This window comes from Deinococcus ficus, assembly GCF_003444775.1.
Classification (GTDB): Bacteria; Deinococcota; Deinococci; order Deinococcales; family Deinococcaceae; genus Deinococcus; species Deinococcus ficus.
Map to the genome: position 1 here is coordinate 1,751,169 of NZ_CP021081.1, position 16,262 is coordinate 1,767,430.

Genomic DNA, 16,262 nt, shown 5'->3' on the forward strand with positions numbered 1-16,262 from the left:
CGACGGAAAGAGGAAGGCCACCCGGAGGAGGACAGGTTCCCCGGGTGGCCTTCCTCCCTGGATGCCTTGGCGGCTCAGGTCAGGCCGAGGCGGCGGGCCTCGTACCACAGGTGCTCGCGGGCGTTGGGGTGGGCGGCGTGTTCGATCAGCATGGCCGCCTGGCGTTTCTCGTCGTATCCGAAGATCTCGGCGACGCCCTGCTCGGTGACCACCGCGGTCGGCTGGAAGCTGGTGGTGGGTTCCCCGAGCATGCCGACGATGGTGCTGACCTGGGCCTTGGGGTGCCAGCTGCGCAGCGCCATGATGGCCTGCCCGCCGGGGGCGTGGCTGGCGCCGACGATGAAGTCGGTCTGGCCGCCGAAGCCGCTGAAGATGCGCGCGCCGATGCGGCTGGCGTTCGCCTGCCCGAACAGGTCGATCTGCAGGGCGGTGTTCACGCTGGTCATGCCGGGCTGCTGGGCGATCTGGGCGGGGTCGTTGGTCTTCTCGGTGCGGAGCATGACGATCCGGTCGTTCTCGTGAATCCAGTCGTACAGCGCCTGACTGCCGAACGCGAAGGACGAGATGATCTTGCGGCTGGGATCCAGGGCGCCGGCGGCGTCCAAGGCAAGGACGCCGTCGCTGAACATCTCGCTCCAGACGCCCAGGTTCTTCAGCCTGGTGAGGCCGAGCAGCACGGCGTCCGGGACCTCGCCGATGCCGAGCTGCATGGTGGCACCGTCCCGGATGCGGCTGGCGACCAGGGCGCCGATCTGCGCGGCGCTGTCTCCGCGCGCGTCGGTGCTGCCGGCGGCGGGCGCCTCGCGGGGCGGGAGGGCGGGGAGGAACTCGTCCACTTCCAGCACGCCGTCGAAGACGTCCACGTCGTACTCGCCGTCGCCGAAGGTGTAGGGCATGCGGCTGTTGGCCTGCGCGAGGATCAGCGCGCCGCGTTTCTGGGCGGCCTCAATGGCGGCGGGCAGGATGTTCACCTCGACGCCCAGGGAGACCTTGCCGTTCCGGGGGGCGCTGGTGTGCAGCAGCAGCACGTCCGGAGCGCGGGTGGTGCCGAACAGCAGGGGCACCATGCTGAGGCGCGCGGGGGTGTACACGAGGCGGCCGCTGCCGCGCATGCCGGCGCCCACGAAGGACGTCTCGTAGGTGACGCCGTCGCGGCGGGGCAGGCCCTTGGGGGCATTCAGGGCGTTGATGCGGTACTCGGGCAGGGTCTCGTCGAGGAGGCTCAGGAGCTGCCAGGGAATGGCCTGGTTGCCGCTGACAACCACGCGCGGGTTCACGAGGTTGCGGCCTTGAAGGAGCGTGGCGATCTGGGAGGCGTTCAGGCTCTTCATGCCTGCATTGTGCTTCATGTCCAGAGGACACTATTTCCGGCCTGTCCCGGCCGCCGCGCGGGGTGTCCGGCCTGGGTGGTCAGCCGGGCGGCGGGTATCCTGCCGGCATGACCGACCTGACGTCCATGCGCGTGTCGTACACGCGCGCGGCCCTGCGGCGCACGGACCTGCACCCCGACCCCCTGGAGCAATTCCAGGCCTGGTTTCAGGAGGCCCTGGCCGCCGACGTGCCCGAGCCGTACGCGATGAGCGTGGCGACCGCCAGCGCGCAGGGCCGCCCCAGCGTGCGCACGGTGCTGCTGCGCGGCGCCGCGGACGGTGCGCTCACCTTCTACACGAACTTCGAGTCGCACAAGGGCCTGGACCTGAGCGCCAACCCGGAGGCGGAGGTGCTGTTCTACTGGGCGGAACTGGAACGGCAGGTGCGCGCGTACGGCCCCGTGACCCGCGTGCCGGACGAGGAAGCCGACCACTACTTTCACGTGCGCCCCCACGACAGTCAGCTGGCCGCGCACGCCAGCGACCCGCAGAGCGCGCCCATCCCCAGCCGCGAGGCGCTGGAGGAGAAGTTCGCGGCGCTTCAGGCGCAGTACCCGCGCGGCGCGGTGGTGCCCCGCCCGGCCTTCTGGGGCGGGTACCGGGTGACCGTGCAGGAGTGGGAGTTCTGGCAGGGCCGCCCGAACCGCATGCACGACCGCTTCCGGTACGTGCCGGAGGGAAGCGGCTGGCGCACCGAACGCCTGATGCCCTGAGGCGCCCGCGCAAATGCCTTGAGCGGATTCCCACGCTTCTTCGCGCGGCCCGGCGCACCCTGAGGCATGACCACCCCAACGAACCCGGCGGCCCTGAACGCCGCGCTGATGCGGGAGTGCATCGACGCCTGCCTGACCTGCCTGAAGGCCTGCGAGAACTGCGCCGCGGCCTGCCTGCAGGAGCCTGAGCTGCAGATGTTCCGCGACTGCATCCGGCTGGACCGGGACTGCGCGGACGCCTGCGACCTGACGGCCCGGCTGCTGCTGCGCGGCAGCGACATGCACCCGGACGCCTGCCGGATGTGCGCGCAGGCGTGTGCGGCCTGCGCCGCCGAGTGCGAGCGGCACGCGCACCACCACGAGCACTGCCGGGTGTGCGCGGAAGCCTGCCGGGCGTGCGAGGCCGCCTGCCGGAAACTGGCGGCCTGAGCAGGCCCTGTGCTGTGTCCCCGGCGGCGGTCCGGGGCCAGCGGCTTTGGCGTCCTGTTGCGGGGGCAGCGCCTACACTGGGCGGCATGAGGACATGTCATGAGGGGCTGGACGCCCGTTCCGCTATCGCCTATACTTCCCCCAGGTTGTTATGTTGATAGCAGAAATCATCAGCGTGGGGACGGAACTGCTGCTCGGAGAAATCACCGACAGCAACGCCGCCTTTCTCGCACGTGAACTGGCGGCACGCGGCGTGGTCCTGCACCGCAAAACCGTCGTCGGCGACAACCTGCCCCGGCTTCAGGAAGCCATCCACACCGCCCTGTCCCGCGCGGACCTGGTGATCCTCGGCGGCGGCCTCGGCCCCACCGAGGACGACCTCACCCGCGAAGCCATCGCCGCCGCGCTGAACGAGACCCCCGCCGAAGACCCCGCGCTGCTCGCCTGGCTGGAAGGTCTGTACGCCAGCCGCGGCCGGCCCATGCCGGGCGTGAACCGCAAGCAGGCGTGGCTGATCCCCAGCGCCGAGGCGCTGCCCAACCCCAACGGCACTGCCCCCGGCTGGTTCGCCCGCAGCGGCGGGAAGTTCATAGTCGCGTTGCCCGGCCCGCCCCGCGAGATGCACCGCATGTGGCGTGAACAGGTGCTGCCGCGCCTGCCGCTGCCGGACCATGCGCTGCACACCACCACCATTCACACGCACGGCATCGGGGAGAGCAACGTCGCCGAGCTGCTGGGCGACCTGTGCCTCGCCGCGAACCCCAGCGTCGCCACGTACGCCCGCCGTACCGGCGTGGACGTCCGCGTGGCCGCGAGTGCCCCCGGCGAAGCCGAGGCGCGCACCCTGGCCGCCCCGGTGCTGGAACAGGTCCGCGCGAAACTCGTGCAGTGGACCTGGGGCGAGAACACCGACACCCTGGCCGGCAAACTGAACCAGATGCTGAACGGCCGCACCCTGGGCGTCATCGAGGCCGGCAGCGCCGGAACGCTGTGCACTCTGCTCGCCGACCAGCCGGCCTTCCTGGACGCGGCCGTGACCGTGGACCACCGCCGCCTGATCACCCTGGGCCTCACGCCCGTCACCCTGCGCGACCTGGGCCTGGTGAGCGAGCAGGCCGCGCGGGAACTGGCCGCCGGCGCGCGCGAGCACCTGGGCGCCGACATCGGGCTGGCGGTCGTGGTGCAGACCACCGGCGAGCACGCCGGGCAGGCCTATGCCGCCGTGGACGGGGACGGCAGCGCCCACACGGTCGCCGTGAACTGGGTGGGGGACGCCGCGCAGGCCCGCGACCGGGCCGCGGTGGCCGCGCTGGCCCTGGCGTACCGCGCCACCCGCCTGGGGGGGCAGAACGCATGACGAAAATCCGCCGCGCGAAAAAACCCACCCCCCGCCCCGACACCACGCCCTCCCCTGCTCCGGTCCAGGCGGCCCCGACTCCCGCCCGCTCCGCCCCGGCCAAAGCCAAGGCGCCGGCCCAGAAAGCCAAACCGAAGGCCGACGGCAAGGGCCAGCCCACGGACACCATCAAGGTGTACACCCGGCCCGGCCAGGGCACACGCCCGCAGAACGCCGGAAAGGGCGAGGCGCACACGCCCGGCACCCTGCGCCTCTTCTACGCCCTGAAGGTTCCGGTGAACATCGCCAACCCCCTCGCGGAGCGGCAGCGGCAGCTGCGCGGGAACTGGCGGGCGGTGCGCGCCGACCAGATGCACGTCACCCTGGCGTACCTGCCGAGCGTGCCGCCGGAGAAACTCGCGGACCTCAAGCGCCTCGGCACGCGCCTCACGGAGCACCTGCCGCCCATGGACGTGAAGCTGCGCGGCACCGGGTACTTCCCGAACGAGGGCAGCCCCCGCGTGTGGTTCGTGAAGGTGGAGGCCGAGGGCCTGACGGAACTGGCCGCCGAACTCCGCGCCGGCATTCAGGCGCTCGGCCTGGAGACCGACGAGCAGCCGTTCAAGGCGCACATCACCCTGGCGAGAAAGAAGGGTCCGGCGCCGCGCGTGCCGCCCCTGACCTTCGACGCCGGCTGGCAGGCGGGAGCCGCGGCCCTGTACCGCAGCATCCTCCGTAAGACCGGCCCCATCTACGAGCTGGAGAGCACCTTCCGGTTCCGTGGCACCCCCAGCACCCCCGACCCCGCCACCACACCAGGAACTGAGAAGACGTTGACCCTCGAGGTCACCCAGGAGAAAGCATGAGCAAGAACGACCCGAAGGAAGCCGTGAGTCACGTGACGGACGGCAAGGAACGCATGAAGGCCATCGAGACGGCCATGAGTCAGATCGAGAAGCAGTTCGGCAAGGGCAGCATCATGAAGCTCGGTGCCGAAAGCAAACTCGACGTGCAGGTCGTCTCCACCGGCAGCCTCAGCCTCGACCTCGCGCTCGGCGTGGGCGGCATTCCCCGCGGCCGCATCACCGAGATCTACGGCCCGGAATCCGGCGGTAAGACCACCCTGGCCCTCGCCATCGTCGCGCAGGCCCAGAAGGCCGGCGGCACCTGCGCCTTCATCGACGCCGAACACGCCCTGGACCCCGTGTACGCCCGCGCGCTCGGCGTGAACACCGACGAACTCCTCGTCTCCCAGCCCGACAACGGCGAGCAGGCGCTGGAAATCATGGAACTCCTGGTCCGCAGCGGCGCCATCGACGTGGTCGTCGTGGACAGCGTGGCCGCCCTGACGCCCCGCGCCGAAATCGAAGGGGAAATGGGCGACAGCCTCCCCGGCCTGCAGGCCCGCCTGATGAGCCAGGCGCTGCGCAAACTCACCGCGATCCTCTCTAAGACCGGCACCGCCGCCATCTTCATCAACCAGGTCCGCGAGAAGATCGGCGTGATGTACGGCAACCCGGAAACCACCACCGGCGGCCGCGCCCTGAAGTTCTACGCCAGCGTGCGCCTGGACGTCCGCAAGATCGGCCAGCCCGTGAAGATGGGCAACGACGCCGTGGGCAACACCGTGAAGGTCAAGACCGTGAAGAACAAGGTCGCCCCGCCCTTCAAGGAAGTCGAGTTGACCCTGATGTACGGCAAGGGTTTCGACCAGCTCAGCGACCTCGTGACCCTGGCGTCCGACATGGACATCGTGAAGAAGGCCGGCAGCTTCTACAGTTACGGCGACGAGCGCATCGGCCAGGGCAAGGAAAAAGCCATCGCCTACATCGCCGAACGCCCGGAGATGGAAGACGAGATCCGCCAGAAGGTCATGCAGGCCATCCGCGGCGGCACCGCCCCCGAGATCCCCAGCAACCCCGCCCTGGCGGAGTAATCCCAGAACGTGAAGCGGCCCCGGTCCATGTGTGACCGGGGCCGCTTCACGTTCTGGTGGTCAGTTGCCCGGGTGGCTGCCGGGGAAGGTGGCGACGTGGCCGATCATGTACACGCAGCCGTACATGAACAGCGTGACCACCGGCAGGAGGCGCAGGCCGGTGCGGCGGTCGATCAGGTGGCCCTTGATGAGCACCTCGATGACGTACAGGCTGAGCAGCGTGAACAGGACGTACATCCAGTGCATCTTGTCCTGGCTGGGGTCAGCCGGCAGGCCGTACTTGCTCTGACCGCCGCCCACGTCGATGGCGCTGGGAACCTTCGCGCCGCCGAGCGCGAGGAAGATGCCAGTCACGGCCGGGATCAGGAAGGCGGCCCAGGTAAGGCGCAGCCACACGAGGAACCCGAAGCGGACCTCGCCCTTGATGGCGGGGCCGAGGCTCCAGATGAAGAGGATCAGGCTGAAGAACGCCAGGGGGGTGGGGAAGGGGGATTTGACGGGCAGGAGGTTGGGGAGGACGACGTCGTGAATGGTGCGGAGGAGGTCCATGTGCCCTGTAGCGTAGTGCATGGGCCTCCCAGGCGTCCGGGCGGGGTCAGGGGCTGGTGAGGTGCAGGTCGGTGGGCGTGGCGGGCAGGTGCGTGCCGGGGGTGAGGGGCGCGTCGTCGCCAGGGCGGTACAGGGCGAGGGGGGGGCGGATTTCCACGATGAGGATGCGGGGGCCGCTGGTGCCGAGGCGCAGGCCGTGCAGGGCGGGGCTGCGCAGCGTCTCGCCGAGGTCGGTGACGCCGCCGGGGAGGGTCAGGGCGTGCTGCCCGTAGGGGCCTTTGAGGTGCACGGTGACGCCGTCCGCCTGAATGGTGAGGGGGAGGCCCAGGCCGGCGAGGTCGCCCAGGCTGGCGTGGGGCGCGCGCGCGCGCCGGGCGACGGCGAGGCCGAGGAGGGTGCCGGGCCGGACAATGTCGCCGGCGTGCAGGAGCCGGGCACCCTGGCTGACGTCCAGGTCCGTGGGGATGCGCTGGAGGTGCAGGCCGCCCTGGACCTGCTGCACGCGCAGGCCGCTGAGGTGCGGCACGCGGGCGAGGTGCCCGATGTCGAAGGGGCCGTCCAGGGGGGCGTGCAGGGTCATGCTTTCGCCCTGCGCGGTGACGAGGCTCAGGGCGCGGGTCTCGGTGTACTCCAGGCCCTCGATGGTGGGGGGCGGGGCGGGTGTGGGGCGGGGCGCGGTGCGGGCAGCCTGCCGGGCCTGCCACCAGCGCAGCAGGAAGGGCCGGGCGGCCACGGCAGCGCCGATCAGCGCGAGGGCGCCCAGCAACCAGGGGAGCCACGCGGGCAGGGTGGGGGCGTCCAGGGCGCGGTTGCTGGTGGGCGGGACGGTCAGGCGGGTGGGGCCGGCGTCCCGGCCGGCCGGGGTGACGCCGGGCGTGAGGACGGTGCCGGTGGGCGTGCCGCCGGTGAGGGTGGGCAGGGGCCGGCCCGGGGCTCGGGCAAAACTCAGGGTGCCGGTGGCGGTCTGGCCCTGCCTCAGGCCGGTGTTCTGAAGGCGGACGCTGAACTCCCGGCTGCCGGGCAGGCGCTCCAGGGTGGCGTGCACGCCGGCGGGCAGGCCGGTGACGCGCAGGTCGTCCAGGGCGACGCCGGGCGCGGCTCGGTACCGCAGGATGACGTGCTCGCCGCGGTTCAGGGTGAGGTCCGCGGCGGGGTTCAGCCAGGTCAGGCGGGGCGCCTCGCCGACGTTCAGGCGGACCAGGATGCGGCGGCTGCGGTCGCCCACCCCGCCGGGCAGGGCGGGCAGGTTCTCGGCGCACAGCAGCGCGGGGGTGCCGTATGGGACGCCGCGCAGTGTGAGGGCGGCCTGCGCGCCGCGCACGGTGGGCTGCGCGAGTTGCACGCCGGGGTGGGCGGCGTCCACGCTGAGGCGGGTGCCGTCGGGGAAGGTGACGGGAATGCGGGTCGGGTCGGTGACGGTCCGCACGCCGCCCTCCAGGCCGGCGCCGCTCAGGTCGGGGATGCGGCCCACCGGCAGGGTCAGGCCGTCGGCGAAGGTGGTGCCTTCCAGGGCGCGGCGGGCGTTCACGGGGATGTCGGTGCCCAGGGCGACGTAGTGCAGGCGGTCCAGCGGGCCACGGCCGGTGAAGGCGGCCAGGGCGCCCTGCGCGGTGTGCGTGCGGGGCGTTTCGTTGTCGATACCGTCGGTGAGGACGAATACGGTGGTGATGTACCCGTCGGCGGCGTTCAGGGGGCGCAGGGCGGCGTGCAGGCTGCGGTACAGGTGGGTGTTGCGGCCGTCGGCGCTGAGCGTGCGCAGGTGCGCGGTCCATTCGGGGTTGGTGGCGGGCGCGTCGAAGGTCTTCTGGCTGCGCACGCCGTTGTCGAAGGTGACGAGCACGGCCCGGTCGGGCTGCTGGGCGTGGACGTAGTCGTCGATGGTGGTCTTGACGGCCTGGAAGATGTTGGCCTTGCCGTCGCCGATGCCGCGCATGCTGCCACTGGTGTCCAGCAGGAACACAGCCCGGGTGCGTTCGGGCAGGGGGCCGGGGGGGAACTGGCAGGGGGCGGCGGTGGGGGTGGGTGTGCTGGCCTGCCCGTGCGCGGTGAGTGCCGGGGTGAGCAGGAGGGGGAGGAGAAGGGCCGCTGTGGGGCGCATGCGTGCCCTCCATTGTGCCGCGTGCGGGCAGGGTGCGGTGCGGGGGAAGGTGAGGGAAGCGGGCCGGGCCGTGGTCGCCCCTGGCCGATGTAAGACGGCAAGGCCGTCTGACACGCGGATTTCCGGAGAGGCGAGCCCGGCCTAAACATCTCGCTAGATTACGCAAATGACATAATTTATTTGACCGGTTTCGGCCAAAGGGGTATACTGACAGGGAGAAAAAAGCGCACCCTGCGCCCAAACACGCCACAATCCCCCACCCTCTCCCCTCCCCTGACCCGGCCCCCGCGGCCGGCCAGCGGACCGGAAGGGCGGGAGCCCCCAGGAGCCGCATGACTGACCTCGATCCCAAACCGCAGCCCGACACCGAAGACACCACCCAGACCCAGGAAATCGACGTGAACAGCACCCACGGCAAATCCGAATACACCGCCGCCGACATCCAGGTCCTCGAGGGCATGGACGCCGTGCGCAAACGCCCCGGCATGTACGTGCAGGGCGGCACGGGCATCGACGGCTACCACCAGCTTCTCACCGAGATCATCGACAACGGCATCGACGAGGGCCTCGCCGGCTTCGCCACCGCCGTCACGGTGGTCCTCCACGCCGACGGCAGCACCACTGTGACCGACAACGGCCGCGGCGTGCCCGTGGACATCATGAAAAGCAAGGGCCGCCCCGCCATCGAGGTCATCTACAGCGAGCTGCACGCCGGCGGCAAGTTCGGCGGCGGCGCGTACAAGGTCTCCGGTGGCCTGCACGGCGTGGGCTCCACCGTCGTGAACGCGCTCTCCACCTTCCTGGACGTCACCGTCAACAAGGGCGGCAAGCTGCATCACGTCCGCTTCGAGAAAGGCGTGCTGGTGCAGCCGCTGCAGGTGCTGGGCAGCACGCCCGCCGACGTGGACTGGGCCACCAAGGTCAGCTTCCAGCCCGACCCCACGGTCTTCAAGGAATTCGACAACCAGTTCGACTACACCCGCATCCGCAACCGCCTGCGCGAACTGGCGTACCTGACCGGCCTGAAGATCACCATCCGCGACGAACGCACCGAACTGCACGCCGGCGCCGTGAAGGAAGAGGTCTTCCACGAGAAGGGCGGCATCGCCAACTTCGCCCGCGCCCTGGTCACCGACGACAGCAAGCTGCTGTATGACCAGCCGATCCTGATGGTCGGGCAGCACAGCGGCGTGAACGTGAAAGTCGCCTTTATTCACGCGAACACCTACGCCAGCGACAACATCCTGACGTACGCCAACATGATCCGCACCCGCGACGGCGGCACGCCCCTGACCGGCTTCAAGACCGCGTACACCCGCATCCTGAACAAGTACGCCCGCGACAAGAACCTCATCAAGAACGGTAACCCCGTCCCCAGCGGCGACGACCTGCTCGAAGGCATCTACTGCGTCGTGAGCGTGGAGGTCGAGGACCCGCAGTTCGAATCCCAGGCGAAGGTCAAGCTGCTCAACAGCGAGGCCCAGACCGCCGTGAACGCCGTGGTCGGCGAGAAGTTCGCCGAGTTCCTGGAGGAAAACCCCAAGGTCGGCAAGACCATCGTGGAGAAGGCCGCCGAGGCCGCCCGCGCCCGCGAGGCCGCCCGCAAGGCCCGCGACATCGTCCGGCGCAGCAACCCCCTGGAAAACGACGAACTCCCGGGCAAACTCGCCGACTGCTCCAGCCAGGACCCCAGCGAGAGCGAGCTGTTCATCGTGGAAGGGATCTCCGCAGGCGGCAGCGCCAAGGGCGGCCGTGAACGCCGCTTCCAGGCGATCCTGCCCCTGCGCGGCAAGATCCTGAACGTCGAGAAGGCCGAGCTGAACAAGATCCTGAAAAACGCCGAGATCCGCGCATTGATCGGCGCCATCGGCGCGGGCGTCGAGGGCACCGGGGACCGCATGCACTTCGACCTCTCGAACCTGCGGTACCACAAGATCATCATCATGACCGACGCCGACATGGACGGCGGGCACATCGCCACCCTGCTGCTCACCTTCTTCTACCGCTACATGCGCCCCGTCGTCGAGGCCGGGTACCTGTACATCGCCCAGCCGCCGCTGTACCGCATCATGGTCGGCCGCGAGAAGAAGGGCACGTACCTGTACACCAACGAGGAGCTCAAGGAGCACGTCGCCCGCGCCACGAAGGAAGGCAAGAAGTACGAGATCCAGCGCTTCAAGGGCCTGGGCGAGATGAACGCCGACCAGCTGTGGGACACCACCATGAACCCCGAGACCCGCGCCCTCAAACGCGTGCAGATCGAGGACCTGATCGTCGCCAACGAGGTCTTCGAGGACCTGATGGGCAGCGAGGTTGCGCCCCGCAAGACCTTCATTCAGGAAAACGCCCGGTTCGCCGAAATCAGCGTGTAACACCAAGCTTCTTCATCTCAGGGGACAGGCGCAGGCCTGTCCTTTCTTCTGTTGCCGGGGTCCGGCCGGTGCCCTGTATGAAGGCTGGCTCAACGGCGCCGGTCGGTCCAGCGGTGCGGCTGCTGCATATGCCCTGAGAGGACGGCCGCCCCCACCGGGACCGGACCGGTCCCAGGAGGTCCCCCATGAAGCGAATCACCCTGCCCGCCCTGACCGTTATCGGCGCCCTCATCCTGGCCGCGTGCAGCCAGACGCTCCTCCCAGCCGCGCCCCTGGGCCAGCTCGCCTACGCCCTCAGCGGAGGCGGCACCCTCGCCGCGTTCGGCCTGGACAACGCCCAGGCCAGCCTGACCACGCGCGCCATCACCGGCCTGCCCGCCGGGGAAGCGCTGGTGGACCTGGACGTGCGCAACACCGACAACCGGCTGTACGGCATCAGCGCCACCGGCCGCGTGTACCGCCTGGACCCCGCCACCGGCGCAGCCACCGCCGACGGCAGCGCGGCCTCCCAGAGCGTGATCGCCATGGACTTCAACCCGGTCGCCAACCGCCTGCGCGTGCTGGGCAGCAGTGACCTGGACCTGAACGTCCGCCTGACCCTGAACGCCGCGCCGGTCCCGGCCACCTCCCCGGCCGGCACGCTGACCGCCGACGGCACCTTCACCTACGCGGCGGGCGGCACGAACCCGGAACTGGTGGCCGCCGCCTACACGAACTCCTTCGACAACAGCGCCGCCGGGGCCGTGAACACCGGCACGACCACCACCCTGTACTCCCTGGATGCCGGCACGGACCAGCTCGTGGTGCACAGCGCCGGACCGCAGTTCAGCACCCTGACCGCCGTCGGCGCCCTGGGCGTGGACATCATGGCGGGCCGGACCGGGTTCGACATCGTGGGAGCGTCCGGGGCGTACCTGAGCAGCAGCACGGGCGCCGGCACGAACGTCTACGCCCTGAACCTCACGACGGGGCAGGCCACCCTGAAAACCAGCCTGAGCGGCGTGGCCCTGACCGGCCTGGCGCTGCAACCCGCCGCGCAGTAAGGCGCCGGCCACCCGGGCAGGGCGGGTCCTACACTGGCGCGGTGACCGAAACGCGACGCCAGTTGCTAAGCCGCCTCGCGGCCCGGCTGGACGCACAGCCGGCGGCGCCCGTGCTGCGCGTCGCGGTGGACGGCGTGGACGGCGCCGGGAAGACGACCTTCGCGGACGAACTGTCAGACACCCTGCGTGCCCTGGGACGGGACGTTCTCCGCGCCTCCGTGGACGGCTTTCACCACCCCCGGGAGCGGCGCTACCGCCTGGGGCGGAACTCGCCGGAAGGGTTCTACCGCGACTCGTACGACCATGCGGCGCTGCAGCGGTTGCTGCTGGACCCGCTCGGGCCGGGCGGCAGCGGGCGGTACCGGACGGCGGTGTTCGACGTGGACCGGGACGTGCCGGTGCATGTCCCCGAGCGGCAGGCGCCGGCGGGCAGCGTCCTGATCGTGGACGGCCTGTTCCTGCACCGCCCGGAGCTGCGGGGCGCCTGGGACAATTCGGTCTTCCTGCGCGTCCCGTTCGAAGTGTCCGTGCCGCGCGGGGCCGCCCGCGGGCCGGGGTACGGCTCCCCGGACCCACAGGCGCCGTCCAACCGGCGGTACATCGGCGGGAACCGCCTGTACTTCAGCGAGGCCAACCCGGAACGGCAGGCGGGCGTGGTCGTGGACAACGCGGACCTCACGCGGCCGGTGATCGTCCGGGAGCGGCCGCTGGGCCCCTGACGGCGGGGGCACCTCGCCCCGGTCCGGCGTGCTTCACTGCCGTATGGCCACGAAAAACGGAGTGAACGAGTCGGGTGTGACCGCCGGACTGTACGCGCAGCTGCCCGTCCCGGCCGAGGCGACCACGTCCCGGGTGGTGGTGAGCAACCCGCTGCTGCGCGTGGTGAGTTTCGCCATGGACGCCGGGCAGGAACTCACCGACCACCAGTCGCCGCGGGCCGTGGTGGTGCAGGTGCTGGACGGCGGGCTGACGTTCACCATGGCGGGCCAGTCGTCGGACCTGTCGGCGGGGGACGTGGTGTACCTCGCCCCCGGTGAGCGGCACGCCGTGCTGGCCCGGACCGCCTGCCGGTTCTCGCTGGTGATGGTCGAACCGGGCGCCGCCGGGTAAGGCGCCTCAGGCGCCGGCCGGTCCGGGCGGGGGGTCGTCCCCGGCGGCGCCGTCGGTGGCCGGGTCGGCGCGGCGGCGTTTCTCGCGGGTGACCTCGGTGAGGATCTCGTCGTCCCCGCCGTCCCCGCCGAACAGCAGCGCGCGTTCCTCGGGCGTCAGGGCGGTCATCACGCGGCTCAGGACCACGTTCACGGCCTGATCGGCGCTCTCGTCCAGCGTCTGGCCGTTCAGGAGCGGCACGCCCTCCTGCCGAGCCAGGGTTTCCAGCTGGTCCTGCATGCGGCGGATCTCGTCGAAGTAACGCAGGTAGCGGTGCAGGGGGCGGGTGGCGGCGGTCTCGATGTCGCGGGACTCGAAGTGCCGGCGGTGCTCGTCCGCGCTGGGCAGCGTGACCAGCATGGGCACCACGATGGCGTTGCGGATGTCCCCGGGGCGGATGTACCCGGGCACCAGGTGCACGCCCTCGAGCAGCACGCTGGTGCCTTCCTCCACGCTGCGCTGCACGACCGCCTTGAGGCCCACGCTGACCTGCTGCACCTGATCGCGGAAGCCGGCCATCAGCTGGTCCAGGCTGGCGTGCTCCGGCAGGCGCTCGCCGGGGGGCACCAGGGCCTCCCAGGCGTTGAAGGTGCTGGCGTGCAGGGTGGGCAGCAGCGCCGGGGAGACCATGCTGCGCATCACCTCGCGGATGGAGTCGGTGCCGACCACGCGGGAGATGCCCAGGCGGTAGGCGACCTCGGCCGCCAGGAAGCTCTTGCCGGTGCCGCTCACGCCGCCCAGCAGGATCACCAGGGGGCGCGGGGGGTGGCGGATCACGCGCAGCAGGCGGTAACGGGCGCTGACGTCCGGCCCGACCTCGTCGCGCAGCAGCGCCTCGACCTTCTCGCGCACGTCGCTGCGGCGGACCACGCGGTCGTCCCGGCCGCGCAGGTCCCGCTGGGTGACGCGGGCCACCTTGCGGGCCACGTCCGGGTCCACGCCGGCGGCCAGCAGGGACTGCACGAGCACGCCCTTGCTGAACGGCACGGGCAGGCTGTAGTCGTCGCTGGCGACGCCCAGGCGGCCGCGGTTCAGGCGCACGTACTGGTAGGTGCGGCGCATGTGCTCGCCGTAACGGGCGGCCAGGGTGGCCTCGGTCAGCTGGTCCAGGTCCTCAGCTGTCAGGGTCTGGGTGCCGGCCTGGCGCATGCGGACGTCCACGGCGCTGGCGGTGGCGTACGCGTCGCGGGGCGAGAGCCCGGCGTCTTCCAGGGTGCGGGCCAGCACGCCGCGGCTGAACGGCAGGTGGCCCTTTTTCGCCACGACCAGGATGTCCATGAAGGCCGGGGTCTGTTCGGCCACGCGCGCGGCGACGTCCTCGCCGACGGCCGTGCGGGCGACCTCGGTGACCAGGGCGTGCAGGTCCTCCACGGGAATGTGGCGGCGTTTGCCGTGCCTCAGCTGCTGCTCCACGATGCGCCCGGCAGCGGCGGCCTCGGCGGCGCCCGCGCCGGCGTTCACCAGGGATTCCACGACCAGGCCGCGGCTGAACGGCCAGGCGTGGCGTCCGGTGCCGATCTTCACTTCTGGGATTGCCACGCCTTCACCTCCTGCGCGTTCATGCCCTGAAGTGTAGGCGACGGGGCCCCGGCCGTCCGTGCAGGGGGAACGGGGTGGTGGTCAGGGCCGCGCCGGTTCGCGCTTCAGGGCGCCTTCCAGCAGCAGGTTGAGCGCCAGGCGCATCTCCTCTTGCAGGGTGCGTTCGGTGCCGTAGGCGCTCCAGCGCAGCGCGACCATCAGGTACGTGTCGGCGATCAGGTTGCTGATGCGCTGCAGGCTCAGGTCGGCGCGCAGCTGCCCGGAGTGGTGCAGGGGCCGCAGGATCAGTTCGATCACCTTGCTCAGCGGCAGGGCCTGGTAGGCGGTGCGGGCGCGTTCCGGGTTGGGGTTCATGACCTCGTAGGCCAGCGGGGGGAACAGGTCGCGTTCGCGGGAGTTCTCCTCGGCGAGCATGTCCCACACCTCGAACAGCACGGTCAGGGGCGGGTGGCCGTCGCGCAGGCGGGCCTCGGCGTGGTCGCGCAGGCGGTCCATGACCTCGCTGCCGTAGTCGAGCAGGACGGCTTCCTTGTAGGGGTAGTAGTTGAAGAAGGTGCCGCGTGAGACGTTGCTGGCCCGCGCGATGTCGGTCGCCGTGGTCGCCTGGAACCCGCCGCGTTTGAACAGGTCGATCGCGACGTGGTAGATGCGGGCGCGCCGGCGTTCTTTCTGCCGTTCACGCAGGGAGGAAGAGTCCATGATGACCGTCAGGTTACCGCCCTGGAGTTCAAAATTACACCCCGTCCATCGGGGCGGGCGGGTGCGGCGGGGGCCCCGGATGCTCTAGGCTGCGGGGCATGACTGTGGTGCTGGGGATCGACATCGGCGGCAGCGGCATCAAGGGCGCGCCCGTGGACATCACGACCGGGCAGCTGGTCGGCGAGCGGCTGCGCATCCCCACCCCGGAGGGCGCCCGGCCGGACGAGGTGATCCGGGTGCTGCGGCAGCTGGCCGACCACTTCGGGCTGGACGGCCCGGTCGGCGTGACCTTTCCCGGCATCGTGCAGCACGGCCGGACCCTGAGCGCCGCGAACGTGGACGCCGCCTGGGTCGGCCTGGACGCCGACACCGAGTTCACCCGCGCCCTGGGCCGCGAGGTGCACCTCCTGAACGACGCCGACGCCGCCGGGCTAGCCGAGTCAAAATTCGGCGCGGGGCAGGGCGTGAGCGGCACGGTGCTGGTCCTGACCTTCGGCACCGGCATCGGCAGCGCCCTGATTCACGACGGGGTGCTGATCCCCAACACGGAACTGGGGCACCTGTGGCTGCGCGAACACCACGCCGAGACCTGGGCGTCCGACCGGGCCCGCGAACGCGACGACCTGAACTGGAAGCAGTGGGCCAAACGCGCCAGCGGGTACCTCCGGCACCTGGAACTGCTGTTCAGCCCGGACCTGTTCATCATCGGCGGGGGCGTGAGCAAGAAGGCCGACAAGTGGAGCGAGCACCTGAAACTGGACCGCAGCCGCTTCGTGCCGGCCGCCCTGCTGAACGACGCCGGGATCATCGGCGCGGCCATGAGCGCCGCGCAGCACGAGGACCTGGGCCTCGCGGCGCAGCCCACCCCGGCGGCCCAGCCGTCCCTGACCCTGGCCCGCGACCCCGGCAGCGCGCCCGCCCGCCGGGCCGACAAGACCGGCAAGAAGGCCCGGGCGGGCGGCCCGCCGCTGCCGGCCGGCGGGAAGGCCCGCCGCAAGAAACCCTGAGCCCCGGCCGTGGGGTCTAGCA

General features: G+C 70.9%; 15 protein-coding genes. 10 read left to right on the forward strand and 5 right to left on the reverse strand.

The window, feature by feature from the left end; all coding sequences use genetic code 11:
- Positions 1–74 precede the first annotated feature (74 nt).
- Entirely contained in the window at positions 75–1,349 is a 1,275-nt protein-coding gene (locus DFI_RS08540) for an acetyl-CoA hydrolase/transferase family protein (RefSeq protein ID WP_211235336.1), read from the reverse strand.
- Positions 1,350–1,438: 89 nt separating this feature from the next.
- Here DFI_RS08540 and pdxH point away from each other — a divergent pair, with 89 nt between their 5' ends.
- The 5 genes from pdxH (at position 1,439) to recA (ending at position 5,784) form a co-directional block, all read left to right on the forward strand.
- Positions 1,439–2,083, forward strand: coding sequence for a pyridoxamine 5'-phosphate oxidase (gene pdxH, locus DFI_RS08545; protein ID WP_027461791.1), 645 nt, complete (start codon positions 1,439–1,441; stop codon positions 2,081–2,083).
- A 66-nt stretch (positions 2,084–2,149) separates the two neighbouring features.
- Entirely contained in the window at positions 2,150–2,512 is a 363-nt protein-coding gene (locus tag DFI_RS08550) for a four-helix bundle copper-binding protein (RefSeq protein WP_051307406.1), read from the forward strand.
- A 151-nt stretch (positions 2,513–2,663) separates the two neighbouring features.
- Complete coding sequence (locus DFI_RS08555; protein WP_027461793.1) at positions 2,664–3,869, forward strand: CinA family nicotinamide mononucleotide deamidase-related protein; 1,206 nt, start codon at positions 2,664–2,666, stop codon at positions 3,867–3,869.
- Positions 3,866–4,714: an RNA 2',3'-cyclic phosphodiesterase gene (thpR, locus tag DFI_RS08560; protein ID WP_081425668.1), complete on the forward strand. Its 849-nt coding sequence runs from the start codon at positions 3,866–3,868 to the stop codon at positions 4,712–4,714. The genes DFI_RS08555 and thpR overlap by 4 nt, the downstream gene beginning before the upstream one ends.
- The gene (gene recA / locus DFI_RS08565; protein ID WP_022801718.1) at positions 4,711–5,784 is read left to right on the forward strand and encodes a recombinase RecA; all 1,074 of its coding nucleotides are present in this window, start codon (positions 4,711–4,713) and stop codon (positions 5,782–5,784) included. Before thpR ends, recA begins: the two co-directional genes overlap by 4 nt.
- Before the next feature lie 60 nt (positions 5,785–5,844).
- Here the strand turns inward: recA and DFI_RS08570 are convergent, their stop codons facing one another.
- On the reverse strand, positions 5,845–6,333 hold the full coding sequence (locus tag DFI_RS08570; protein WP_022801717.1) for a hypothetical protein: 489 nt from the start codon (positions 6,331–6,333) through the stop codon (positions 5,845–5,847).
- A gap of 46 nt (positions 6,334–6,379) precedes the next feature.
- Positions 6,380–8,431 carry a vWA domain-containing protein gene (locus tag DFI_RS20940; RefSeq protein WP_027461794.1) on the reverse strand — a complete coding sequence of 684 codons (2,052 nt, stop codon included), beginning with the start codon at positions 8,429–8,431 and terminating at the stop codon, positions 6,380–6,382.
- A 458-nt stretch (positions 8,432–8,889) separates the two neighbouring features.
- Here DFI_RS20940 and DFI_RS08580 point away from each other — a divergent pair, with 458 nt between their 5' ends.
- The 4 genes from DFI_RS08580 (at position 8,890) to DFI_RS08595 (ending at position 12,956) form a co-directional block, all read left to right on the forward strand.
- Entirely contained in the window at positions 8,890–10,803 is a 1,914-nt protein-coding gene (locus DFI_RS08580; protein ID WP_244940362.1) for a DNA gyrase subunit B, read from the forward strand.
- A gap of 185 nt (positions 10,804–10,988) precedes the next feature.
- On the forward strand, positions 10,989–11,846 hold the full coding sequence (locus DFI_RS08585; RefSeq protein WP_027461796.1) for a DUF4394 domain-containing protein: 858 nt from the start codon (positions 10,989–10,991) through the stop codon (positions 11,844–11,846).
- A 41-nt stretch (positions 11,847–11,887) separates the two neighbouring features.
- Positions 11,888–12,565, forward strand: coding sequence for a nucleoside/nucleotide kinase family protein (locus DFI_RS08590; protein WP_027461797.1), 678 nt, complete (start codon positions 11,888–11,890; stop codon positions 12,563–12,565).
- Positions 12,566–12,608: 43 nt separating this feature from the next.
- Positions 12,609–12,956 (forward strand): cupin domain-containing protein, encoded by a 348-nt coding sequence (locus DFI_RS08595; protein WP_027461798.1) that lies wholly within the window; start codon positions 12,609–12,611, stop codon positions 12,954–12,956.
- A gap of 6 nt (positions 12,957–12,962) precedes the next feature.
- Here DFI_RS08595 and DFI_RS08600 read toward each other — a convergent pair whose 3' ends face one another.
- Complete coding sequence (locus tag DFI_RS08600; protein WP_081425669.1) at positions 12,963–14,534, reverse strand: ATP cone domain-containing protein; 1,572 nt, start codon at positions 14,532–14,534, stop codon at positions 12,963–12,965.
- A gap of 81 nt (positions 14,535–14,615) precedes the next feature.
- Positions 14,616–15,233 carry a TetR/AcrR family transcriptional regulator gene (locus tag DFI_RS08605; RefSeq protein ID WP_022801710.1) on the reverse strand — a complete coding sequence of 206 codons (618 nt, stop codon included), beginning with the start codon at positions 15,231–15,233 and terminating at the stop codon, positions 14,616–14,618.
- Between the two features lie 98 nt (positions 15,234–15,331).
- Here DFI_RS08605 and ppgK point away from each other — a divergent pair, with 98 nt between their 5' ends.
- Positions 15,332–16,240 carry a polyphosphate--glucose phosphotransferase gene (gene ppgK / locus DFI_RS08610; RefSeq protein WP_118375860.1) on the forward strand — a complete coding sequence of 303 codons (909 nt, stop codon included), beginning with the start codon at positions 15,332–15,334 and terminating at the stop codon, positions 16,238–16,240.
- Positions 16,241–16,262: the final 22 nt, after the last annotated feature.